At 45.5% G+C, this 21904-nt stretch carries 22 protein-coding genes; 7 read left to right on the top strand and 15 right to left on the bottom strand.

Going from position 1 to position 21904, the window contains the following annotated elements; genetic code table 11:
• The first annotated feature begins 51 nt into the window (after positions 1-51).
• A complete protein-coding gene (syd, locus tag L3V31_RS13600) occupies positions 52-597 on the top strand; it encodes a SecY-interacting protein (RefSeq protein ID WP_237316529.1) in 546 nt (181 codons plus the stop codon).
• 2 nt (positions 598-599) lie between these two features.
• Positions 600-1376 carry a Zn-ribbon-containing protein gene (locus L3V31_RS13595; RefSeq protein WP_237316528.1) on the top strand — a complete coding sequence of 259 codons (777 nt, stop codon included), beginning with the start codon at positions 600-602 and terminating at the stop codon, positions 1374-1376.
• Positions 1377-1478: 102 nt separating this feature from the next.
• Here L3V31_RS13595 and L3V31_RS13590 read toward each other — a convergent pair whose 3' ends face one another.
• The 3 genes from L3V31_RS13590 to metN are packed head-to-tail and all read right to left on the bottom strand — an operon-like array spanning position 1479 to position 4023.
• A complete protein-coding gene (locus L3V31_RS13590) occupies positions 1479-2288 on the bottom strand; it encodes a MetQ/NlpA family lipoprotein (protein WP_237316527.1) in 810 nt (269 codons plus the stop codon).
• A gap of 33 nt (positions 2289-2321) precedes the next feature.
• Positions 2322-2999 (bottom strand): methionine ABC transporter permease, encoded by a 678-nt coding sequence (locus L3V31_RS13585; RefSeq protein WP_237316526.1) that lies wholly within the window; start codon positions 2997-2999, stop codon positions 2322-2324.
• Complete coding sequence (metN, locus tag L3V31_RS13580; RefSeq protein WP_237316525.1) at positions 2989-4023, bottom strand: methionine ABC transporter ATP-binding protein MetN; 1035 nt, start codon at positions 4021-4023, stop codon at positions 2989-2991. Before metN ends, L3V31_RS13585 begins: the two co-directional genes overlap by 11 nt.
• Positions 4024-4365: 342 nt before the next feature.
• On the opposite strand from metN, the gene gmhB reads away from it, so the two are divergent.
• The 4 genes from gmhB to treC all read left to right on the top strand — a co-directional run bounded on the left by gmhB (position 4366) and on the right by treC (position 9435).
• A complete protein-coding gene (gene gmhB, locus L3V31_RS13575; protein ID WP_237316524.1) occupies positions 4366-4917 on the top strand; it encodes a D-glycero-beta-D-manno-heptose 1,7-bisphosphate 7-phosphatase in 552 nt (183 codons plus the stop codon).
• Positions 4918-5019: 102 nt separating this feature from the next.
• Positions 5020-5973 (top strand): trehalose operon repressor TreR, encoded by a 954-nt coding sequence (treR, locus tag L3V31_RS13570; protein WP_237316523.1) that lies wholly within the window; start codon positions 5020-5022, stop codon positions 5971-5973.
• 191 nt (positions 5974-6164) lie between these two features.
• Complete coding sequence (treB, locus tag L3V31_RS13565) at positions 6165-7589, top strand: PTS trehalose transporter subunit IIBC (RefSeq protein WP_237316522.1); 1425 nt, start codon at positions 6165-6167, stop codon at positions 7587-7589.
• A gap of 160 nt (positions 7590-7749) precedes the next feature.
• Positions 7750-9435: an alpha,alpha-phosphotrehalase gene (treC, locus tag L3V31_RS13560; protein ID WP_237316615.1), complete on the top strand. Its 1686-nt coding sequence runs from the start codon at positions 7750-7752 to the stop codon at positions 9433-9435.
• A gap of 72 nt (positions 9436-9507) precedes the next feature.
• On the opposite strand, the gene L3V31_RS13555 is transcribed toward treC, so the two are convergent.
• Entirely contained in the window at positions 9508-10113 is a 606-nt protein-coding gene (locus L3V31_RS13555) for a YitT family protein (RefSeq protein ID WP_237316521.1), read from the bottom strand.
• A gap of 332 nt (positions 10114-10445) precedes the next feature.
• Between L3V31_RS13555 and glyA the strand changes: the two genes are divergently transcribed.
• Entirely contained in the window at positions 10446-11696 is a 1251-nt protein-coding gene (gene glyA / locus L3V31_RS13550; RefSeq protein ID WP_237316520.1) for a serine hydroxymethyltransferase, read from the top strand.
• Positions 11697-11963: 267 nt separating this feature from the next.
• Here the strand turns inward: glyA and lipA are convergent, their stop codons facing one another.
• The 11 genes from lipA to lptE form a co-directional block, all read right to left on the bottom strand.
• Positions 11964-12929: a lipoyl synthase gene (gene lipA, locus L3V31_RS13545; protein ID WP_237316519.1), complete on the bottom strand. Its 966-nt coding sequence runs from the start codon at positions 12927-12929 to the stop codon at positions 11964-11966.
• Positions 12926-13588: a lipoyl(octanoyl) transferase LipB gene (gene lipB / locus L3V31_RS13540; RefSeq protein ID WP_237316518.1), complete on the bottom strand. Its 663-nt coding sequence runs from the start codon at positions 13586-13588 to the stop codon at positions 12926-12928. Before lipB ends, lipA begins: the two co-directional genes overlap by 4 nt.
• A 176-nt stretch (positions 13589-13764) precedes the next feature.
• The gene (ybeD, locus tag L3V31_RS13535) at positions 13765-14043 is read right to left on the bottom strand and encodes a DUF493 family protein YbeD (RefSeq protein WP_014231044.1); all 279 of its coding nucleotides are present in this window, start codon (positions 14041-14043) and stop codon (positions 13765-13767) included.
• A 139-nt stretch (positions 14044-14182) separates the two neighbouring features.
• Complete coding sequence (locus L3V31_RS13530; RefSeq protein WP_237316517.1) at positions 14183-15361, bottom strand: serine hydrolase; 1179 nt, start codon at positions 15359-15361, stop codon at positions 14183-14185.
• Between the two features lie 93 nt (positions 15362-15454).
• The gene (locus tag L3V31_RS13525) at positions 15455-16261 is read right to left on the bottom strand and encodes a septal ring lytic transglycosylase RlpA family protein (protein WP_237316516.1); all 807 of its coding nucleotides are present in this window, start codon (positions 16259-16261) and stop codon (positions 15455-15457) included.
• A 2-nt stretch (positions 16262-16263) separates the two neighbouring features.
• Positions 16264-17385 carry a rod shape-determining protein RodA gene (rodA, locus tag L3V31_RS13520; RefSeq protein WP_237316515.1) on the bottom strand — a complete coding sequence of 374 codons (1122 nt, stop codon included), beginning with the start codon at positions 17383-17385 and terminating at the stop codon, positions 16264-16266.
• Positions 17385-19310, bottom strand: coding sequence for a penicillin-binding protein 2 (gene mrdA, locus L3V31_RS13515; protein ID WP_237316514.1), 1926 nt, complete (start codon positions 19308-19310; stop codon positions 17385-17387). The genes rodA and mrdA overlap by 1 nt, the downstream gene beginning before the upstream one ends.
• Positions 19311-19339: 29 nt before the next feature.
• A complete protein-coding gene (gene rlmH / locus L3V31_RS13510; RefSeq protein ID WP_010446437.1) occupies positions 19340-19810 on the bottom strand; it encodes a 23S rRNA (pseudouridine(1915)-N(3))-methyltransferase RlmH in 471 nt (156 codons plus the stop codon).
• A gap of 4 nt (positions 19811-19814) precedes the next feature.
• The gene (rsfS, locus tag L3V31_RS13505; RefSeq protein ID WP_237316513.1) at positions 19815-20132 is read right to left on the bottom strand and encodes a ribosome silencing factor; all 318 of its coding nucleotides are present in this window, start codon (positions 20130-20132) and stop codon (positions 19815-19817) included.
• Between the two features lie 88 nt (positions 20133-20220).
• Positions 20221-21240: a DNA polymerase III subunit delta gene (holA, locus tag L3V31_RS13500; protein ID WP_237316512.1), complete on the bottom strand. Its 1020-nt coding sequence runs from the start codon at positions 21238-21240 to the stop codon at positions 20221-20223.
• A 5-nt stretch (positions 21241-21245) separates the two neighbouring features.
• Positions 21246-21788, bottom strand: a complete 543-nt coding sequence (lptE, locus tag L3V31_RS13495) for an LPS assembly lipoprotein LptE (RefSeq protein ID WP_237316511.1) — start codon at positions 21786-21788, stop codon at positions 21246-21248.
• Positions 21789-21904: the final 116 nt, after the last annotated feature.

The raw sequence follows: 21904 nt of genomic DNA, 5'->3' as shown, positions 1-21904 counted from the left end.
TTGCTATCTGGCAAATATTGCCAGCAGATAAACAAGGAATAGGAGACCTTCATGACCCAAACCGTTACTCAGGCGCTACAAGATTTTAGCCTGCGCTACCAACAAGCCTGGCAAACTAAGCACAATGAATTGCCACGCAGCGAAGAGCTTGCCGATCTTGTATCACCCTGTGTTGAAGAGAAACGTGACGGTGCGGTTTTGTGGAAAGCGTTCCTTCGTGAAGAGAGAGCGGATTTCACCAATGTTGAGAACGCGATTGAACTGACATTGCACGATGACATTAAAGCTTTTTATGGTTCGCAATACAGCGCAGACATGGAAGCGACCTGGAAGGGCAACGAACTGACACTGTTACAGGTGTGGAGCGATGATGATTTTGAGCGTCTGCAAGAAAACATCCTGGGTCATCTGGTGACACAGCGTCGCCTCAAACTTAAACCAACCGTATTTATTGCGGTTACTGACGCAGAACTGGATGTTATTTCTATTTGTAACTTAACGGGCAACGTGATTCTTGAGCGTCTGGGAACTTCTCAGCGTGACATCCTTGCCGATAATGTCAGTGATTTTCTAACCAATTTAGAAGCTGCGGTGTAAGCATGTACGTTGTTGAGTTGCAGTTTGAGTGTTTTGATAACACTACCGTAAGCGCGGTTGATAAGGCGATTAATGGGTTAATGGACGCGCTGCGTTATAACGGGCAGGTACTTGGTCGTGAGTTTCCTATTGTGATGGGCGATGGCGAGTTTTTTGTACGTGTGGTTTGCCCAGAGCAGGACAGCCTACATCCGCGTTACCATTCAGATTTTGTCAAAGTGTGTATGACTCGTTTGTCGGAAGCCTCTTTACTCGCGCCGAAAATGCGCTTGCTTGGTCGTGATCTGAATTCTGAGCAAGCTGCGGAAGATGAGGCACCAAGTTGGCAGGTGCTGTATACCACTTACGTACATACCTGTTCGCCACTGCGCAGTGGTGAAACCTTGTTGCCAATCCCTTTGTACCGCAATGAGCCAACATTAAATGGTGACCATAAAGCGGTCATTAAGTGGCAAACAGAATGGCAAGCGTGTGATGAAATTCAAATGGCGGGTGGATGCCGTGCCGAGCATGCAGCGCTGCACGAGATATGTGATGCTGACAGTGTCCTGTTTCGCCGAGGCTGGGATTTACGCGGTCGTATTGAGTACATTACTAAAATCCCAACTTACTATTACCAGTACCGTGTAGGCGGTCAGTCTCTTGAGAGTGAAAAGGCACGTAAGTGTCCTAAGTGTGGTGGCGACTGGCTATTGGATGAACCCTTGCATGACATCTTCTACTTTAAGTGCGATGACTGCAGAATTGTTTCTAATATCTCTTGGGACCACCTCAAGTAACGGTTTATGTCTCTTCTTGCCGAATATCAAAAAAAGGGCTGATGTTTTCACATCAGCCCTTTTTGTCTTTGTCAGCAGAGTTATTTGCCAAGGTTGATTAAATTACCAACCTTTTACAACGCCGCCTTTGAATAGTTCTTTCGCTGCTTCGTAAACTTCTTCAGTTTGGTAAGCTTTTACAAAGTTTTGCACGTTTTCAGCGTTAACATTCTCTTCACGCGCTACAACTAGGTTTACGTATGGAGACTCTTTGTCTTCAACGAATACACCGTCACGCTCTGGAGATAGGTCGATAGAGCTTGCGTAAGTGGTATTGATGATAGATAGCGTTACATCGTCCAGTGAACGTGGAAGTTGTGGTGCTTCAAGTTCAATGATTTCGATGTTTTTAGGGTTACCTACGATATCACGTACTGTCGCCAGTAGACCAACGCCGTCACGTAGCTCAATCAAGCCTTGTTGCTCTAGAAGAAGAAGTGAGCGACCTAGGTTAGTTGGATCGTTTGGTACCGCGATACGCGCGCCATCTTGGATTTCATCAACAGATTTAACCTGCTTTGAGTAACCAGCAATTGGGTAAACGAACGTGTTACCTGCGATAGCCAGTTTGTAGCCACGGTCTTTGATTTGTTGATCTAGGTATGGCTTGTGTTGGAATGCGTTAGCGTCAACCGAACCGTCATCGAGTGCTGCGTTTGGTGTAACGTAATCAGTAAAAGTGACCAGTTCAACATCTAGGTTGTATTTTTCTTTAGCGATTTTAGCTGCAACTTCAGCAACCTGTGCTTCAGAGCCCGCAATCACGCCAACTTTTACTTTGTTAACATCAACTTCTTTATCACCACAACCAGTAAGTGCTAAAGCAGAAGCGGCGGTTACTACAGTCAAAAGACCTTTAAGGCTAAATTTCATCGGTATCTCCTTATAATTTATGTAATTTTATGCTTATCTGTGATCCACGCGGCGTACCACTGCGTCGCCGATAGACTGAATAATTTGTACTAGAACAATGAGCATGACGACGGTAACAGCCATGATAGTCACATCGTAGCGGTGGAAACCGTATCGAATTGCAACGTCTCCCAGACCACCACCGCCAACGGTACCTGCCATCGCAGAGTAGCTGACCAAGGTTACGAGTGTAATTGTCACTGAGTTAACAATAGTCGGCATTGCTTCAGGTAGCAGAACTTTTGTAATGATTTGTATTGGTGTCGCGCCCATAGATTGCGCAGCTTCCACTAAGCCAGTTGGTACTTCAAGTAGAGCACCTTCGATAAGGCGTGCAACAAACGGAATTGCACCAATGGTTAGCGGTACGATTGCGGCGGTTGTACCAATAAAGGTGCCGACCAGCATTTTCGTAACTGGAATGATTGCAACCATCAATACAAGAAATGGCACTGAACGACCCACGTTAACAATGGCACCGAGAATGCTATTGAGCTTAGTATTTTCTAGCAGACCACCTTTTTTAGTGATATGCATGATGACGCCTAAAGGGATGCCAATAGCAAAACCTACAATACCAGCAACCGCAACCATGTATACCGTTTCCCAGGTTGCCCCAAGAAGTAGATTGCTATTTAGGCTCAGCCATTCAGAAACCGTATTAAAGGACATAACCAAGTACCTCTACTTTCACGTTGTGCTCACGCAGGTATTCAATCGCTGCGTTGTCATCTTGTTCATTACCAAACAGCTCAGCGACCATCATGCCGAATTTCACCCCACCAGCGTAATCAAGATCTGAACTTAGGATACTCACATCAATATTGTATTTGCGTGAAATCTGAGACATCAATGGAGCATCAACCGTTGTGCCAGTGAACTCCATACGGACCAGCGGGTAGCTGCCTTCAACACGACTTGATTGAAGTCGAGCTTGATAATCTTCAGGAATAGATAAATCCAAAGTCGAGCGAATGAACTCGTGCGCCAGTTCTGTTTTCGGATGAGCAAAAATTTCACCAACGGTGCCTTTCTCAACCAGTTCACCGCCACCAATGATTGCCACTTCGTGACAGATGCTTTTAACCACTTCCATTTCATGCGTGATCAGCAAAATAGTGATGTTGAGTTTACGGTTGATCTTCTTTAATAACTCAAGAATCGATTGAGTCGTTGCCGGATCCAGTGCGCTGGTGGCTTCGTCACATAGTAGAACGCTTGGATCAGAGGCTAATGCGCGAGCAATTGCTACACGTTGCTTTTGACCGCCACTTAAGTTCGCTGGGTAGCTTTCATGCTTGTCTTCTAATCCTACCAGTTTTAGTAGTTCAGTGACTTTTGCATTGATATGCGATTTATCTTTACCTGCGAGTTCAAGAGGTAGCGCAACGTTATCGAAAACGGTACGAGACGACAGCAGGTTAAAGTGCTGGAAAATCATGCCGATGTTACGACGTGTTTCTACCAGTTGTGTTTTGCTAAGTTTAGTCAGGTCAACGCCATCTACGATGATGGAGCCAGAGGTTGGTGCCTCTAACATGTTCACACAGCGAATCAGAGTACTTTTACCAGCACCTGACGAGCCGATCACCCCAAAGATGGTGCCTTTGGCGATATGTAGGTTAATGTCTTTCAGAGCCAGAATTTCTTTGCTGCCCTGGTAGAACACTTTATTGACGTTTTCTATTTCTATCATGTTTCAACCTGCATAGAGATATGGGGAACTTCGTTGTCAAAAACGGCTTTTGACAGAACTTAATTTTGAGCTCTATCTCAATTTTCAGTTGATGCTATGGGTTAAGAAGATTGAAGTCAATAGATATTTTTACGTCTAGACGTCTAAATGCGTAAGCGTTCTGACATAGGAACTTGGTGATATTAAAGGTGTATTTTCCAACATAAGCTGGAAGCCCCCAATATTCAACGATTCTTGAGGCGTAGCGTGCTGATTTGTCGCAATGTCAATCTAAATAGATAGTGTTGAAGCTTATAAGGTATGTAATAATCTGCTTAAACCGAGCTAATAGAGAAATACGTTTTGGCAAAACCTGCTGTTTTTATCGACCGTGATGGCGTGATTAACGTTGATCATGGTTACGTTCATGACGAACATGATTTTGAGTACATTGACGGTGTGTTTGAAGCGACGAAAGCGCTGAAAGACCAAGGTTACATGTTGGTTCTTGTGACGAATCAATCTGGTATCGCACGCGGTAAATTCAGTGAAGACCGATTTTTATCTCTGACGCAATGGATGGATTGGAACTTTGTTGATCATGGCGTTGAGTTTGATGGCTTCTATTACTGCCCGCATCACCCTGAAGATGGTATTGGTGAATACAAGCAAGATTGTGACTGCCGTAAGCCAAAGCCGGGTATGTTCATTTCTGCACGCGATTTCCTGAAAATCGACATGGAAAAATCGGTAATGATTGGCGATAAAGCGGAAGATATGATGGCGGCAGAAGCGGCTGGAGTCGGGACCAAGATCCTGGTACGTACTGGCAAACCAATTACTGAGCAGGGTGAAGCGCTAGCGACTGTGGTATTGGATAGCATTGCTGACGTTCCTGCGTATTTAAACAAATAACATCATCGCTATATTTTTAAAGGGAAGCACTGGCTTCCCTTTTCTCTATTTGTTGTTAAAGTTCATTTACCTAAGTTTCTACCCACTTTAGTTTGATCACCTATGAACAAAAAACTCACCATTCTTGATATCGCAAAATTGGCTGGCGTTGGTAAGTCGACGGTAAGTCGTGTGCTCACGAACGATCCCAAGGTAAAGCCAGAAACGCGAGAGAAGGTTGAAAAAATCATTCGTGATTCAGGTTATGTTCCTTCCAAATCCGCTCAGTCAATGCGTGGAGGAAGTCAAAAGGTGGTGGGTGTGATCATTTCTCGTTTAGATTCACCGTCAGAAAACCAAGCCGTGGGCACCATGCTTAGTGAGTTATATTCTGCTGGCTATGATGTCGTGATCATGGAAAGCCAGTTTGATCGCCATAAAACCATTGAGCATCTAGAGGTTCTTCGACGTCGCAATGTTGATGGCGTGATTGTATTTGGTTTTACTGGTTGCGATGAGAAAGCTCTAGCTGAGTGGGGCAATCGCATTGTGGTGATTGCTATGGATACGAATGAGGTTTCCTCTATTAATTATGATAACCAAGGCATTATCGATATGGCTCTCTCTCATTTAGAGCAGCAATCGCTTTCTCGTATTGCCTATATAGGTGTGGATTCTGATGACAGAACCACGGGGTTTGCCCGTTTGAATGCTTACCAGTTGTGGTGCCAGAGCAGAAATATTTCGCCTTGCTTTAAGACCGGAGCGCTTAGCCATGAGAGTGCTTATCAGTTGGTCGATCACGTATTACAAGAAGACACCCAAGCCATTGTTTGTGCCAGTGATACGCTTGCACTTGGCGTTATCAAGCGTCTACAAGAATTAGGTCGCGAAGATGTTGTCGTAACTGGCGTGGGCGGCAATGAACTCCTTTCTTTTCTTTTCCCGAATATCTTCAGTGTCGACCCTGGTTATACGCATGCAGGCCAAAAAGCCGCTAACATGCTGATTAATCAGTTGAACGGCAATGATTCTTTACTGCACTTCACCCAGAAGCCTGTCAGCCACGACGGTTAGATGAATATGCCATAATCGCATAATAGGCATTCTGCTCTAGACTTAGTTTGTGATCCTTTTCAATTAATGGGACTGTTCCCATTTCGTTTTTTATCTTCAGGTGGCAATATAAAACCACTTCGTGGGAATGTTCCCATTAATAATAAATACAAAGAAAAGTTAAACATATCCAATACAGGGTGGGCAAAGTTATGAGTAAGATTGCGCGTCAAGATGTACAGCGTCTTATTGAGCTGGTCGGTGGGCCAGACAATATTGAGAGTGTAAGCCACTGCTTAACTCGTTTACGTTTTGTACTGAATAATACTGAGCAAGCTGATATTAAGCAGTTGGAAGCACTGCCAATAGTCAAAGGTTGCTTTACCAATGCTGGTCAATTCCAAGTCGTTATCGGCACTGAAGTCGATGAAGTGTACAAGGTATTGATCGAGATGACGGGTAAAAGTGAAACCAGCAAAGACGAGTCAAAAAATGCGGCGCGTCAGAACATGAACATCGTTGAGCGTGGCATCTCTCACCTTGCTGAAATCTTTGTTCCTCTGCTACCGGCTATTATCACTGGTGGCCTGATTCTTGGTTTCCGTAATGTGATTGGCGACATCAAGATGTTTGATGGCCAAACGCTGACAGAAATCAGTCAATTCTGGGCAACAGTGCATTCATTCCTATGGCTGATTGGTGAAGCGATCTTCTTCTTCTTACCCGTTGGTGTCTGTTGGTCAACCGTGAAAAAGCTCGGTGGTACGCCGATTCTGGGGATTACGCTGGGTGTGACTTTGGTCTCTCCACAATTAATGAACGCCTATTTGATCGGTAAACAAGCACCTGAAGTGTGGGATTTCGGTTGGTTTGTGATTGAAAAAGTGGGTTACCAGGCTCAGGTCATTCCTGCAATGCTCGCAGGTATCGCACTGGCGTATATCGAAAAATACCTTAAACGTATCACTCCGTCTTACTTGTACCTGGTTGTGGTGCCATTTGTTTCCATCATTATCTCGGTGATTCTGGCGCACTCCATTATCGGTCCATTTGGCCGCATGCTAGGTAATGGTGTTGCGTTCGCCGCGAAGGCTGCCATGACGGGAGACTTTGCGATCATCGGCTCGACAGTCTTCGGTTTTTTGTACGCGCCATTGGTTATCACAGGTATTCACCACACCACTAACGCCGTCGATTTACAGCTAATGCAAGAGCTTGGCGGTACCCCAATCTGGCCTCTTATTGCACTTTCAAATATTGCTCAGGCATCGGCAGTGATCGGCATCATTATCATCAGTAAAAAACAAGACGAGCGCGAAATTTCCGTTCCGGCTGCAATCTCCGCTTATTTGGGTGTTACTGAGCCTGCGATGTACGGTATCAACCTGAAATACAAGTTCCCAATGTTGAGCGCAATGATTGGTAGTGCGTGCGCGGCGGCGGTTTGTGGTAGTGCTGGCGTGATGGCGAACGGTATTGGTGTTGGTGGTTTACCAGGCATCTTATCTATTCAGCCTCAGTTCTGGGGTGTGTTCGGATTGGCAATGTTGGTGGCGATTGTGGTGCCTGCTGGTTTGACGCTGATTCTTTATAAACGAGCGAAAGCCAAGGGTGAACTTGAGACGGCAAGCGCATAACAAACTTAAACAAGCGATGGCAAGAAGTGATGTCATGCCATCGTTTTCTCGATTTAAAACAACTATTCCTGGCTACGTCATTTTTGATATCAGGAGTGCTTGAATTTTAACCATGATTGTCATGGTGACTTTTTAACTTAATGGTAAGTGAGTGTTAGAAATGGCTATGACCAAGCAAGATAACAGCTGGTGGCAAACCGCAACAATCTACCAAATTTACCCGAAGAGTTTTTGCGACAGTAGTAGCAGAGGCACGGGTGATATCAAAGGGATCATTTCTAAACTGGATTATTTAAAGCACCTTGGTGTGGATGCGATTTGGCTAACGCCAGTGTATGCATCGCCAATGATCGATAACGGTTATGATATTTCCGACTACTACTCGATCAACCCTGACTTCGGCACAATGGCTGACTTCGATGAGTTACTGGCGGAGGCGCACCAGATTGGCATCCGAATTATCATGGATATTGTCGTCAACCATACCTCGACTGAGCACAAATGGTTCCAGTCTGCTCTAGGTGACAAAAATAGCCCTTATCGTGATTATTATATCTGGAAAGATCCGGTAGAGGGGGCAGAGCCCAACAACTGGCAGTCTAAGTTTGGTGGTACTGCTTGGGAGCTGGATGAAGCCACTGGTCAGTACTACTTGCACCTGTTTGCGAAACAACAAGCAGATTTAAACTGGGAAAACCCTGTTGTGCGTGAAGAAGTCAAAGACGTGATCAGTTTTTGGGCTGAGAAGGGCGTAGATGGCTTCCGTCTGGATGTTATTAACCTGATTTCTAAGCAGCAAGATTTCCCGAGTGATGATATTGGTGATGGACGTCGTTTTTATACCGATGGTCCGAGAGTACATGAGTACTTGCAAGAGATCAGCCAAGCGGTATTCCAGAAGTACGGCAGTGTAACAGTAGGAGAAATGTCTTCGACAACCCTTGAGCACTGTCAACAATACTCGTCTTTAGATGGCAAAGAGCTTTCGATGGTGTTCAATTTCCATCATTTAAAAGTGGATTATCCTAATGGTGAAAAGTGGACGAAAGCGCCGTTTGATTTTCTTCAGCTCAAACAGATCTTCAATCACTGGCAGACAGGATTAAACGGTAAAGGTTGGGGGGCGCTATTCTGGTGCAATCACGATCAACCACGTGTCGTCAGCCGACTCGGGGATGATCAGCAGTACCGTGTAGAATCTGCGAAGATGCTGGCAGCGTCTGTTCACATGATGCAGGGCACGCCCTATGTTTACCAAGGTGAAGAGATTGGCATGACCAATCCAGGGTATTCCGAGATCAGTCAATATCGAGATGTCGAAAGTACCAACATGTACGACATCATGGTCAATCGTGATGGTGTTTCTCACCAAGATATGATGGCTATTCTGGCTCAGAAATCTCGTGATAACTCTCGCACACCGATGCAGTGGAATAGCCAACCACATGCTGGTTTCACTAAAGGGACGCCTTGGTTAGAGGTCGCGCAGAATTATCAAGAAATCAATGCTGAGTCTGCCGTAGCGGATTTAAATTCGGTATTTTATTTCTACAAGCGCTTGATTGAACTGCGTAAACAGGTTCAGGTTATCACTGATGGTAGTTATCAAGATTTGTTACCAGAACATGCACGTATTTTTGCTTACGCTCGCCAGAATGACACCCAGACGCTTTTGTGTATCAATAATTATTATGGGGAAGAGGTGGAGTGCGTATTGCCAGAAGGCTTTGAGATGGCGAAAGCGAAGTGCTTGTTGTCCAATTACCAGAATGCAGCCAGTGCGGTTGCCTCTCGTCATCAGACTCTGCGCCCGTATGAGACGCGAATTTTGTTGATTGAAGAATAAGAGAACGCCCCTCTAGGACTTTTGTCCTCACTAAGGCTTTGGTTTGATCCCCAAAGCCTTTTTTCGTCGAGGTTATTGAGATCCGTAGGTGACAGAGTATCGATGTGGCTTGTGGTTCATGGCAAGCACTAGATTGAGCGCAAACGCCCCTAAAGCGGACAGAGCAATGATCCAAGGTGAAATGAAGAACATCGACGCAAATACGATACACACATCAATCGCCATCTGACTCTTGCCGACGGAAATGCCATATTTATCATGGATAAACAAGCACAAAACATTAAAGCCCCCCAGGCTAGAACGATGACGGAACAAGATTAACATGCCTAGCCCCATCAATAACCCACCCGCGACCGCACAATAGATTTCATTTACTGACTCTAATGAAATCAGTAAATAAAGATGATCGGCAAAAATTGAAACTAAAGCACCAGAAATGACACTATTGATGGCAAAGTGACGTCCAAAGCGTTTCCAAGCTAACAGGTAAAAAGGGCAGTTAGTTAAAAAGTACAGCACACCAAAGGTAAAAGGTGTAAATTGGCTAATAAGCAAAGCTAATCCGGTAGTTCCTCCAGTAAGGAGTTGCGCGGATTGGAGAAAGAAAACGCCTTGAGCAACCAAAAAGGTGCCAGTGAGAATTGCTATCCAGTCTTCTTTTAACGAGTGTTTTTCCATCAATTTGCAGTCATAGGTGAGAAATAAGGCTGGCATCATAGTAAAAAGATGATCTTTTCGGTAGCTAGAGGCTAAAATTTACGGTAAACCTATGTAATTGCTGTTTTACAGGGTGTAAAACATAAAATTGACAGTAATGAGTCAGTAACATCAACATGATATTTATTACCAGTCATTATGAAAAAACTGCATGAGAAAAATTTAAATTTTCTCTTTATGACCCAGATCAAATTATGTAAAATGCGCGCCATTAGGGTGACGGAAACGTTTGCGCTCGGTCATTAAATAGTTTTTTTGCCAATTTCAGTACTAATCTGAGTCAGGAGATACAGATGCTTAAGCGTGATATGAACATCGCAGATTACGATGCGGAACTGTTCGCAGCTATCCAAGAAGAAACTCTTCGCCAGGAAGAGCACATTGAACTTATCGCTTCTGAAAACTACACAAGCCCACGTGTAATGGAAGCTCAAGGTTCTCAGCTAACGAACAAATACGCTGAAGGCTACCCAGGCAAGCGTTACTACGGCGGTTGTGAGTACGTAGATAAAGCGGAACAATTAGCAATCGATCGTGCATGTGAACTATTTGGTTGTGAATACGCTAACGTACAGCCTCACTCAGGTTCTCAAGCAAACAGCGCAGTATACATGGCGCTTCTTAACCCAGGCGATACTGTACTAGGCATGAGCTTGGCACACGGTGGTCACCTGACTCACGGTTCACCAGTAAACTTCTCTGGTAAGCACTACAACGTTATCCCTTACGGTATCGACGAAGCTGGTCAAATCAACTACGACGAGATGGAAGCGCTTGCGATTGAGCACAAGCCTAAAATGATCATCGGTGGTTTCTCTGCGTACTCTCAAATCGTTGATTGGAAACGCATGCGTGAAATCGCAGACAAAGTTGATGCTTACCTGTTCGTAGATATGGCTCACGTTGCGGGTCTTATCGCTGCAGGCGTTTACCCAACACCTGTACCACACGCGCACGTTGTAACCACAACGACGCATAAAACATTAGCAGGTCCACGTGGCGGTCTTATCCTGTCTAACGCTGGCGAAGACATGTACAAAAAGCTGAACTCAGCTGTTTTCCCAGGTGGTCAAGGTGGTCCTCTAATGCATGTTATCGCTGGTAAAGCGGTAGCGTTCAAAGAAGCAATGGAACCTGAATTTAAAGATTACCAAGCTCGCGTTGTTCAAAACGCGAAAGCAATGGTTGCTCAGTTCCAAGAACGTGGTTACAAAATCGTTTCTAACGGTACAGAAAACCACCTGTTCCTAGTTGATCTAATCGACAAGAACATTACTGGTAAAGAAGCGGACGCAGCACTAGGTGCAGCGAACATCACAGTAAACAAAAACTCAGTACCAAATGATCCACGTAGCCCATTCGTAACGTCTGGTATCCGTGTTGGTACGCCAGCAATCACTCGCCGTGGCTTCACAGTAGAAGACGCAAAAGAGCTAGCGAACTGGATGTGTGACGTTCTTGATAACATCGACAATGAAGAAGTTATCGAAGCGACAAAACAGAAAGTGCTAGATGTTTGTAAGCGTCTACCAGTTTACGCATAATTGTTCTTCATAGAGTGAGCCGATTTCGGTGTCGAACATACTCATTTGCTCGCGCAAACTCCGTGTGTTCTCCTAGAACTCGACTCATCTATTTTGAACATTGATATATTGAAGGCCCTCAATTGAGGGCCTTTTTGTTTTCTGGCAGTTGGACAGTGTTCGTCATTCATTGGAGAGAAAGATGAGCCGAGTAGGGAGTGTCGCGTTTGTCAGATACAAAAAAGGTTGGCGAAGTGCCAACCTTTTTAGTCATTGAGAACCAGTTACTTACTTGATCTCGATACCTTGCGCCTGCATGTCGGCGTGGTATGAAGAGCGAACAAATGGACCACACGCAGCGTGCGTGAAGCCAAGTTCTAGTGCGATCTCTTTAAGCTCATCAAATTCTGATGGTGGAACGTAACGTTCTACTGGCAAGTGGTGACGGCTTGGCGCTAAGTACTGACCGAGAGTCAGCATAGTTACGCCATGTTCGCGTAGGTCTTTTAGTACCTCGACGATCTCTTGTTTTGTCTCACCAAGACCCATCATCAGACCTGACTTAGTCGGTACGTCTGGATGTTGCTCTTTGAATTTCTTCAGTAGCTGTAGAGACCACTTGTAGTTTGCTCCTGGGCGAGCTTTACGGTAAAGGCGCGGTGCAGTTTCCAAGTTGTGGTTGAATACATCTGGTGGGTTGTCTTTCATTAGATCAAGGGCAACGTCCATACGACCACGGAAGTCCGGAACCAGAGTTTCAATCTTGATGTTAGGGTTTAACGCACGGATCTCACGGTTACAGTCAGCGAAATGCTGTGCACCACCGTCACGCAGATCATCACGGTCTACAGAAGTGATTACCACATACTTCAGCTTCATATCTGCGATGGTTTTCGCCAGCTTTTGTGGTTCTTCCGCTTCTGGTGGTAATGGACGGCCATGAGCAACGTCACAGAAAGGACAACGACGAGTACAGATAGCGCCTAGGATCATAAAGGTCGCAGTACCGTGGTTAAAACATTCAGCCAGGTTAGGGCAAGATGCTTCTTCACATACAGAGTGAAGTTTGTTCTTACGCATTGCTGCTTTGATGTCTTGGATTCGTTGGCTATCGGCTGGTAGCTTGATTTTCATCCAATCAGGCTTACGCAGCACTTCTTTCTGCTCTGAAGGCATGTTCTTTACTGGAATCAATGCCATTTTTTCGGCGTCACGGTATTTAACGCCTTTTTCCATCTGGATTGGTTTGCTCATGCTTTATTACCTTGAGAAGGTGCTTCTGTGCTGAATTCCACTTGCTCGTAGTCGAGCAAAGTAACGAGTTCTTGTATTAGTTGCTTTTCTACAGCTTCCACATCGTCCGGTCCACCAACTTGGCTGACCTGAACCATTTCCATGCCTTGATACCCGCAAGGGTTAATACGCAGGAAGGGGGTTAAATCCATATTGACGTTTAAGGCGAGGCCATGAAAGGAGCAGCCTTTACGAATACGTAAGCCGAGAGAGCATATTTTCTTACTATCGACGTATACACCTGGAGCGTCTGGTCTTGCTGCAGAGTCGATATTGTATGCTTTTAGCGTGTTGATCACGAGGTTCTCGATGTTGGTAACGAGATCTCGTACTCCTAATTTTTTACGACGCAGGTTAATCAAAAAGTAAGCCACTAACTGGCCCGGACCATGATAAGTCACCTGACCACCTCGGTCACTTTGTACGACAGGAATATCACCAGTGTTGATCAGATGCTCGGCTTTACCGGCCTGACCTTGAGTAAATACTGGGTTATGTTCTACCAACCAAACTTCATCAGGTGTCTCTTCTGTACGTTGGTCTGTGAACTCATGCATTGCCTTCCATACGGGCTCATAGTCCTGGCGGCCAAGTCGTTTTACAACAAGTTGGTGTTGCATGGCATTTCCTGTCGCGATTATATAAAGTGTTTGGATTATAAACTGGATAATCCTTCTACTCTACCATTGAGTAACAGTTTTTTAACTCAAAGGTGAGCGGTATTTTACTATCTTGCTGATATATAAAAAGAAAGCAGCCTCGGCTGCTTTCAAAAAAAATTTAATTTATCAAATATTTATAGAACCATACGAACGATGTCGATTTCGCCTAATTCTTTATAAAGGACTTCAACCTGCTCGATTGACGTCGCTGTGATATTGATAGACACCGAGTGGTAGTTGCCCTTCGCACTAGGTTTTACTGTTGGGCTGTAGTCACCAGGTGCATGGCGCTGAATCACTTCAAGAACAAGTTCTGGAAGCTCAGGCTTTGCATGACCCATTACCTTGTAAGTAAAAGAACAAGGGAACTCAAGCAGGTCTTTTAATTTAGCATCAGAGTTGATGGTTAGCATATCGGTAACTCCAGTTGGTATTCGTTGCGGTGCGAAATAGTACAGTCAAATTAAGGTGAACTCAAGGTGAGGATAACTGACTTAAAAAGCCGCCTTAGTCGGCGGCTTTATGAATCGGTTTGTTAATCTTTCGCTGACTTTAGAAGAAGCTCTTAACTAACAATACGATGTAATCCCACATGCGGCTAAATAGGCTACCTTGTTCTACGGTTTCCAGTGCCATTAGCGGGTATTCGGCAATATCTTCACCATCGATTTGATAGTATAGCTTACCAACTACATCACCTTTATTAATTGGGGCTTCTAGCTCTTTTTCAAGTACGAAGCTTGCTTTTAGGTTCTTTGCTTCACCGCGTGGAAGGGTTACGTATGTATCTTTATCCAGACCTAGTGCAACGGCGTCTTTGTTACCCATCCAAACTTTTTCTTCTACAAATGTTTCGCCAGCTTTGTGTGGAGCAACAGTTTCGAAGAAGCGGAAGCCGTAGCTTAGCAGCTTTTTACTTTCTGATTTACGAGCGTTAGCATCTTTAGTGCCCATCACTACTGCAACTAAGCGCATCTGACCTTCAGTTGCTGAACTTACTAAACTGTAGCCTGCGTTACTTGTGTGGCCAGTCTTGATGCCGTCTACGTTCATGCTCTTATCCCAAAGCAAGCCGTTACGGTTGTATTGGGTAATGCCGTTATAGGTGAACTTCTTCTCAGCGTAAACGCGGTACTCATTTGGTACATCACGGATAAGTGCTTTACCTAGCAGCGCCATGTCGTATGGCGTTGAGTAAAGTTCTGGGTTATCTAGACCGTGGACGTTGGCAAAGTGTGAGTTACTCATGCCCAGCGTATTGGCCCATGCGTTCATTAGATCAACGAAAGCATCTTCCGAGCCGGCGATGTGCTCTGCCATTGCAACACATGCATCGTTACCTGACTGGATGATAATGCCGCGGTTCAGGTCTTTTACTTTTACAGTGGTGCCAACTTCGACGAACATTTTTGAAGAGTCCGGGAAGTTTTTCGCCCATGCGTTTTTACTGATGGTTACATCATCATCTTCTGAAATATTACCACGCGCTAGCTCTTGGCCAATAACGTAGCTGGTCATCATTTTGGTCAGACTAGCAGGAGACAACTTTGTGTTCATCTCTTTCTCTGCCAGTACTTTACCTGAATGGTAATCCATCAATACGTAGCCTTTCGCTGCGATTTGAGGAGAGTCTGGAACCACGATAGGTGCGGCAAGAGCTGATTGAGCAAAGGTTGCTGAAAGAACAACGGATGAGACGAGAATAGATTTCACAAACTTATTTTTATTCATGGTAATTCAAATTTTTGGGTTTAACTGCGGACATCTTATCAGAATCCCCAGCGATAATCAGAGGGGATTCAATTAGAAATCCATGAACCTACGTCATTTTACAGTGTTGTGTTTTTTAATAAATGCAGACGGATAGCCGAGCAATTTTACTTTATCCAGTGTGGCTTGCGTCAGGGAATAGTCACTAAACGGGCCTAATAACAAGCGATACGACTCTTTCGCATTTTCAAGGAAAGTATCCGTATCCAGCTTTTGACCAAGTTCTGAGCCTAAAGTTCGGGCGCGATTTTCATTTTTTGAAGATGCGACCTGAATTACGTATTTAGGGTGCTCGTCCAACGATTTTTTGTCAGTCGGTTTATCAACGCTGATGACTTCAATTTTGACATTGGCTGTGCCGGTTTTAATCACGCCGAGCTTATGTGCCGCCGCATAGCTTAAATCAATAATTCGGCCATCGTGGAATGGACCTCGATCATTCACGCGTACTACCGTTGTTTTGCCGTTATCAGTGTTGGTCACTTTGACGTAACTAGGTAGCGGCAGTGTTTTGTGTGCCGCTGTCATCGAGTACATGTCGTAGATTTCACCGTTGGACGTCAAATGGCCCTGAAACTTTTTACCATACCAGGACGCTCGTCCTTGTTCGGTAAAGCCTTTCGCGTCGCGTACAATTTGGTAGTTCTTACCGAGCAGATGGTAGTCTCTGTTGCCGCCTAAGCTATATGGCTCGTACTTTGGGTAGGCGTCTTCAATATGCTCCACTGAAAGTGGCGTGTCTGGTGCAACATCAGACTCGAGTTCGTAGCGGTCATCTTGCTGGGTTTTCTGGCTGGTTGATGAGCAGCCAGCCAAAATAACGGCAGAAAAAACTAAGGAATATAAAGCGCGTTTTTGCATGTCTAGGTCGCCTTAGAGAATGCTTTTCGGTGCGTATGAATAGACATTAAAATACCAAAGCCAGCCATCAAGGTCACCATTGAAGTACCACCATAACTGATTAGAGGTAGCGGTACGCCTACGACGGGCAGGATGCCACTCACCATACCGATATTTACGAAAATATACACAAAAAAGCTAAGTACAATACTGCCTGCCATCATTCGTCCAAATGCGGTCTGCGCCTGGCTAGCAAGGTACAGGCCTCGACCAATAATGAAGAGATAGATGGCTAATAAGCAAAGAAAGCCAATCATACCCCATTCTTCAGCAATTACTGCAAAGATAAAGTCAGTGTGTCGCTCAGGAAGAAATTCCAGTTGAGATTGTGTTCCGTGTAACCAACCCTTACCTGAAATACCACCAGATCCAATCGCAATCTTACTCTGGATGATGTGGTAGCCCGCGCCCAGAGGATCGGATTCCGGGTTAAATAGCGTACGCACTCGCACCTTCTGATACTCGCGCATCAGGAAAAACCATAAGATGGGAATAAATCCGCCTAGAGCAATGGCTGCTGCAGCAATGATTCTCCAACTGATACCTGCGAGGAAGATAACAAAAATACCGGATGCCGCGATCAGGATCGAGGTCCCCAAATCAGGCTGTTTCGCAATCAGTATGGTTGGCACACACACCATGACTAATGCCACCATCAGGGTTTTGAAGGTTGGTGGAAGTGGCTGACGACCAATATAGCGAGCTACCATCAACGGCACGGCCAGCTTGAGTAATTCAGATGGCTGGAATCGGACGAAACCAAGGTTTAGCCAACGTTGGGCACCTTTGGACGCTTCACCAAAAAACAGCACGCCAAAAAGCAGGATGACTCCTGACGCAAACATCAAGGGCGCGAGACTCTCGTAGGTGCGTGGAGAAAGTTGTGCAAGCACTACCATCACCACAAGAGAGAGCACCATACGCATGGCCTGACGATCCATCATCGCCAGGCTTTGGCCGCTCGCGCTGTACATGATCACCAAGCCAAATGCCATCAACGCTAAAATGCCGAGTAAGAGTGGCAAGTCAATATGGAAGCGTTCAAACAGGGCTCGGTTTTTACCTGTAGAGGGATCCATTTTCATTATTGCGTTGCCTCTTGCTTAACGTTGTTTTCATCTTCTTCAGGCTCGATTTTTTCCGGGCCGAGTACGACACGGTCAAAGATTTTTCTTGCTACAGGTGCGCCATTACTTGAGCCACCACCCGCGTTTTCGAGTACCACAGTTACGACCACTTTTGGATCGTCAAACGGTGCAAAACCAGTAAATAAGGCGTGGTCACGTAAATGCTCGGCAACTTCATCTGCCTTATACACTTCGTCTTCAGCTAGCCCAAATACCTGAGCTGTACCGGATTTACCCGCAGTTTCGTAGCTCATATCGTAAAAGGAACGACGAGCCGTTCCTCGGGTTCCATGGTTCACTCGACGCATGCCTTCTTTCGCCATGTCCCAGTACTTTTTCGGTACGTTTTTAATCGGCGGATAGGTCAGGTATTCCTCTGAATGCTGCTCGTCGAAATCACCGCCATTGTTGATGGAAGCTTTGAGTAAGTGTGGGGCGGTAACTGCTCCGTCGTTTACGAGCACTGAGGTGGCTTTTGCGATTTGCATCGGCGTTGCAGTCCAGTAACCCTGACCAATACCTACCGGAATAGTATCGCCTTTGTACCAAGGTGTTCTGTGGCGAGACATCTTCCACTCACGGGTCGGCATGTTAGCTTTACTTTCTTCGTAAATATCAATTCCAGTGTAATCACCAAAGCCGAACATCATCATCCAGCTGGAAATGCGATCGATGCCCATATCGTAGGCGACTTGGTAGAAGAAGGTATCCACCGATTCTTCAATGGATTTGATAATATCAACACGTCCATGCCCCCAACGCAGCCAGTCACGGAATGGGCGAGTGTCTGAATTTGGAATGCGCCAGTAGCCTGGATCATTACGGGTTGTTTGTGGGGTCACAACGCCTTCTTGCAGCGCGGCAACGGCCATAAATGGTTTGATGGTTGACGCTGGCGGATATATACCTAGTGTCGTTCGGTTCACCAGAGGTCGGTTTTTATCGTTAAGTAGCGCACGATAAGCTTTACCAGAAATACCATGAACGAAGGAATTGGGATCGTAGCTCGGGCTAGACACCATCGCTAGCACTCCGTTATCTCTCGGGTCGATAACCACGGCACTACCGCGACGACCATCAAGCTGTTGGTGTACGTAGAGCTGCAGATTAATGTCTAGATTCAAGACAATATCTTTGCCAGGAACGGGGGGGACATATTTCAGCGTGCGGATCACTCGACCACGACTGTTGACCTCGACCTCTTGGTAACCAGCAGTACCATGGAGAAGATCTTCGTAATATTTCTCAATGCCCAGCTTACCGATGTCACGGGTAGCTTGATAGTTTGAGGCTTTTTCTTCACGAATCAGGCGCTGCATGTCTCGATCGTTGATGCGAGAAACGTAGCCAATCACGTGCGTAAGCACTTCACTAAATGGGTAGTAACGTTTTAGGGTTGCACTGATCTCTACACCAGGAAAGCGATATTGGTGGACTGAAAATACGGCAACTTGCTTTTCATCTAGCTGAGTGAGTAATGGAACAGATTTAAAGCGACGAGTTCGCTTTCGCTCGCGATGAAAGCGTTCAATTTGTTCTGGTGTGATTTCCAGAATGGTTTGCAGCTCTTTGATGGTCTCATCAATGTCTTTCACTTTTTCTGGAATCAGTTCCAAGTTAAAGACAGGGCGGTTTTCCGCCAGTAACACACCGTTGCGATCATAAATAAGCCCGCGGTTGGGCGCAATTGGCACGATCTTAATACGGTTGTCGTTAGAGCGAGTTTGGTAGTCCTGGAACTGGTTCACCTGAATGTTGTACATGTTGGCGACCAGCGCTCCCATCAAAATGACAATACCAACAAATGCAACGATAGCGCGACTGGCAAACAGGCGCGCTTCGGCTTGATAATCTCGAATTTGACTGCGGCGTCTATGAATCATTAACGCTTGGCTCTAAAGTTAAACAGCGATTATTCGCGATGATAAGGGTGGTTAGCGGTAATGCTCCACGCTCGGTATAAGCTTTCAGCCATAACAATACGTACCAGAGGGTGTGGTAACGTTAGGGCCGATAATGACCAGCTTTGGTCTGCGGCTGCTTTACATGCTGGAGCCAGGCCTTCAGGGCCGCCGATTAAGATCGATACGTCACGCCCATCGAGTTTCCAGGCTTCTAGTTGCTCAGCCAGTTGTGGGGTGTCCCACTTTTTGCCAGGGATATCCAGAGTGACGATACGGCTCCCTTTTGGCACTGCGGCCAGCATTGCTTCGCCTTCTTTTTGCAGAATGCGCGCTATGTCGGCGTTCTTGCCACGTTTTCCGGCAGGAATCTCCACCAATTCAAGTGGCATATCGTGCGGGAAACGACGGCGATACTCTTGAAAGCCTTCCTCGACCCACTTTGGCATTTTGGTACCAACAGCAATGAGTTGAATTTTCAAAAGGTTAACCCCAGAGTTTTTCTAGTTGGTACAGCTCGCGGTGTTCTTCTTGCATCACGTGCAGCATGGCATCGCCCATATCCAGAACAACCCATTCACCTTCGTTCTCACCTTCCATTCCCAAAGGTTCAAGACCAGCTTTTTTTACTTCAGACGCAACGTGATCAGCGATCGATGAAACGTGGCGTCTAGATGTGCCCGTGCAGATGATCATGTAATCTGTCACGCTTGATTTGCCTTCCACATTCAGGATGATGATATCTTCCGCTTTCATATCGTCGGCTTTATCAGCTAGAAAGTCTTTCAGTTCTTCGCGAAGCACTCGGTTTTCCTCGGTTTATCTTTTGTCTCTAAATAGTTTTGCTCTAATCTTGGCAAAACGGGTCGCGCACTATATCACGCTTTGGTTTTTAAATTGCCAGCTTAATATCAGGAGAGCAGGTTTCTAGGCTCAATTGATGCATAGTTGGCCATACGGATTCGTCATATTGGGTTTTAGCTTTTATCTCTGCCTGAGTCAGGAGAGACACAAGTTTAAAGATTCTGCTGGCTGAAAGACGAGTCAAAGCCGCGTTATACAAAGGGCGTTTGTTTTGCCACACTCGATATTTTTCAAACACCTGGTTGACGTTCATCTTGGTCAAATCCTGATGCATGCTTAGCAGTTGTTTGAACTCTTTTTGAACGCTGCGAATAAGAATCACCGCCTCAACGCCTTCAGCTTCTAGCTGACGCAATATACGTTGGGCTCGGTTAGCTTTTCCAGCAAGCAAAGCATCAATCCAGTTGAACGTTGTAAAATGGTTGTGTCTACTTAACGCTTCTTCTAAGCGCACTATGGTGAGTTCACCATCAGGGTAAAGTAGAGCCAGTTTTTCTAAGCTTTGCGATAGTGCAAACAGGTTACCCTCATGCCACTGTGCGAGCATTTGCAGCGATTGCTGGTCCGGTTTCAATCCAAGTTTGCGACAACGAGCTTGAATGAACATTGGCAGGCGCTGAAGGTCTGGTGTCAGGCAACTTACCCAATCACCTTTCGCACTGAGTGATTTAAACCATTTACTGTTTTCCTGCGCCTTAGTCAGCTTGCTGCCAATGATGACCAACATGATGTCATCATGCATCATATCTGTCAGTGCCAGCAGTTCTTTGCTTATCGCGGTGTTGATACCACTTTCTGGTATTTCGAGCTCAATAAGTTGGCGGCTGGAGAACAGACTGAGTGCCTGGAAGCAGTCATAAACCTGGTTCCAATCTAAGCTCGCATCAACAGCAAAGCGATGCTTTTCTTCAAAACCGTGTTGCAATGCGATTTTTTGGATTGCTTGACGACTTTCTTGAATTAACAGTGGTTCATTACCAAAGATAAGGTAAATCGGCTTGATGTGTCTGGCTAAGTGATCCGCCAGCTTGTCAGCATATACTCGCATGTTACTTAAGAGCTCGTATTCGCAGTTGTATCGTTAATTTGGCCTGATTCGTATTCTGCACGGACTTGGCCTAACTGACGCATCATTTGCTTAGCTGCTTGTAAGTGCATCTCATCTTTGATCACGTCGCGCTCTACTGACTTAGCTAAAGCTGTCAATGGGTTATCCAGATAGTTGCGATTTACCGTGGTGGTGTAGTTCTTCGTGCTATAACCCGGGATCGTGACACGGTACTGTACAACGTAAGTCAGTTCTTTTTCTGCCGCGCGACTGTTCTGGTATAGCGACAGTGTGCGTTCTTCAAGGCTTGTTTCAATCAGATGTAAGTTTGGTACGTTTGACGATGGTTGAACTAATTCGACTTTATTCAGCGTGAGCTGAGATTTCACGTAGCGGGTTAGCTGGTTGTATTCATCATAGCTGGTGAATGACAGGGTTTGCAGCTCTTCGGGTACAGAGTACTCGCCGCGAAGGTGAAAACCACAGGCAGAGAGAAGGCCGGCTAATACCAATACCACAGACAGTTTAATCAAAGAGAAAAAGCGCATTGATTGTATTCATCCTAAATTGAATAACGGGGATATTTACCTTAAACCACTCGGTGTGAATGGTTTGAGGTAAATAAACAGGGTAGCGAACTACCCTGTTTAATGACTCTTGGTTA

The sequence above is a fragment of the Vibrio sp. J1-1 genome (genome assembly GCF_021728395.1).
In the GTDB taxonomy this organism is placed as follows: Bacteria; Pseudomonadota; Gammaproteobacteria; order Enterobacterales; family Vibrionaceae; genus Vibrio.
This window is presented reverse-complemented; position numbering and strand designations above follow the sequence as displayed.

Bases quoted from the DNA above. Each gene is read 5' to 3' on its own strand.
- syd (WP_237316529.1), top strand. From the start codon at position 52: ATGACCCAAACCGTTACTCAGGCGCTACAAGATTTTAGCCTGCGCTAC.
- holA (WP_237316512.1), bottom strand. From the start codon at position 21,240: ATGCGAGTATATGCTGACAAGCTGGCGGATCACTTAGCCAGACACATC.
- L3V31_RS13590 (WP_237316527.1), bottom strand. From the start codon at position 2,288: ATGAAATTTAGCCTTAAAGGTCTTTTGACTGTAGTAACCGCCGCTTCT.
- lipB (WP_237316518.1), bottom strand. From the start codon at position 13,588: ATGCAACACCAACTTGTTGTAAAACGACTTGGCCGCCAGGACTATGAG.
- L3V31_RS13595 (WP_237316528.1), top strand. From the start codon at position 600: ATGTACGTTGTTGAGTTGCAGTTTGAGTGTTTTGATAACACTACCGTA.
- treR (WP_237316523.1), top strand. From the start codon at position 5,020: ATGAACAAAAAACTCACCATTCTTGATATCGCAAAATTGGCTGGCGTT.
- L3V31_RS13530 (WP_237316517.1), bottom strand. From the start codon at position 15,361: ATGAATAAAAATAAGTTTGTGAAATCTATTCTCGTCTCATCCGTTGTT.
- L3V31_RS13555 (WP_237316521.1), bottom strand. From the start codon at position 10,113: ATGGAAAAACACTCGTTAAAAGAAGACTGGATAGCAATTCTCACTGGC.
- glyA (WP_237316520.1), top strand. From the start codon at position 10,446: ATGCTTAAGCGTGATATGAACATCGCAGATTACGATGCGGAACTGTTC.
- lptE (WP_237316511.1), bottom strand. From the start codon at position 21,788: ATGCGCTTTTTCTCTTTGATTAAACTGTCTGTGGTATTGGTATTAGCC.
- L3V31_RS13585 (WP_237316526.1), bottom strand. From the start codon at position 2,999: ATGTCCTTTAATACGGTTTCTGAATGGCTGAGCCTAAATAGCAATCTA.
- metN (WP_237316525.1), bottom strand. From the start codon at position 4,023: ATGATAGAAATAGAAAACGTCAATAAAGTGTTCTACCAGGGCAGCAAA.
- ybeD (WP_014231044.1), bottom strand. From the start codon at position 14,043: ATGCTAACCATCAACTCTGATGCTAAATTAAAAGACCTGCTTGAGTTC.
- L3V31_RS13525 (WP_237316516.1), bottom strand. From the start codon at position 16,261: ATGCAAAAACGCGCTTTATATTCCTTAGTTTTTTCTGCCGTTATTTTG.
- treB (WP_237316522.1), top strand. From the start codon at position 6,165: ATGAGTAAGATTGCGCGTCAAGATGTACAGCGTCTTATTGAGCTGGTC.
- treC (WP_237316615.1), top strand. From the start codon at position 7,750: ATGGCTATGACCAAGCAAGATAACAGCTGGTGGCAAACCGCAACAATC.
- rodA (WP_237316515.1), bottom strand. From the start codon at position 17,385: ATGAAAATGGATCCCTCTACAGGTAAAAACCGAGCCCTGTTTGAACGC.
- lipA (WP_237316519.1), bottom strand. From the start codon at position 12,929: ATGAGCAAACCAATCCAGATGGAAAAAGGCGTTAAATACCGTGACGCC.
- mrdA (WP_237316514.1), bottom strand. From the start codon at position 19,310: ATGATTCATAGACGCCGCAGTCAAATTCGAGATTATCAAGCCGAAGCG.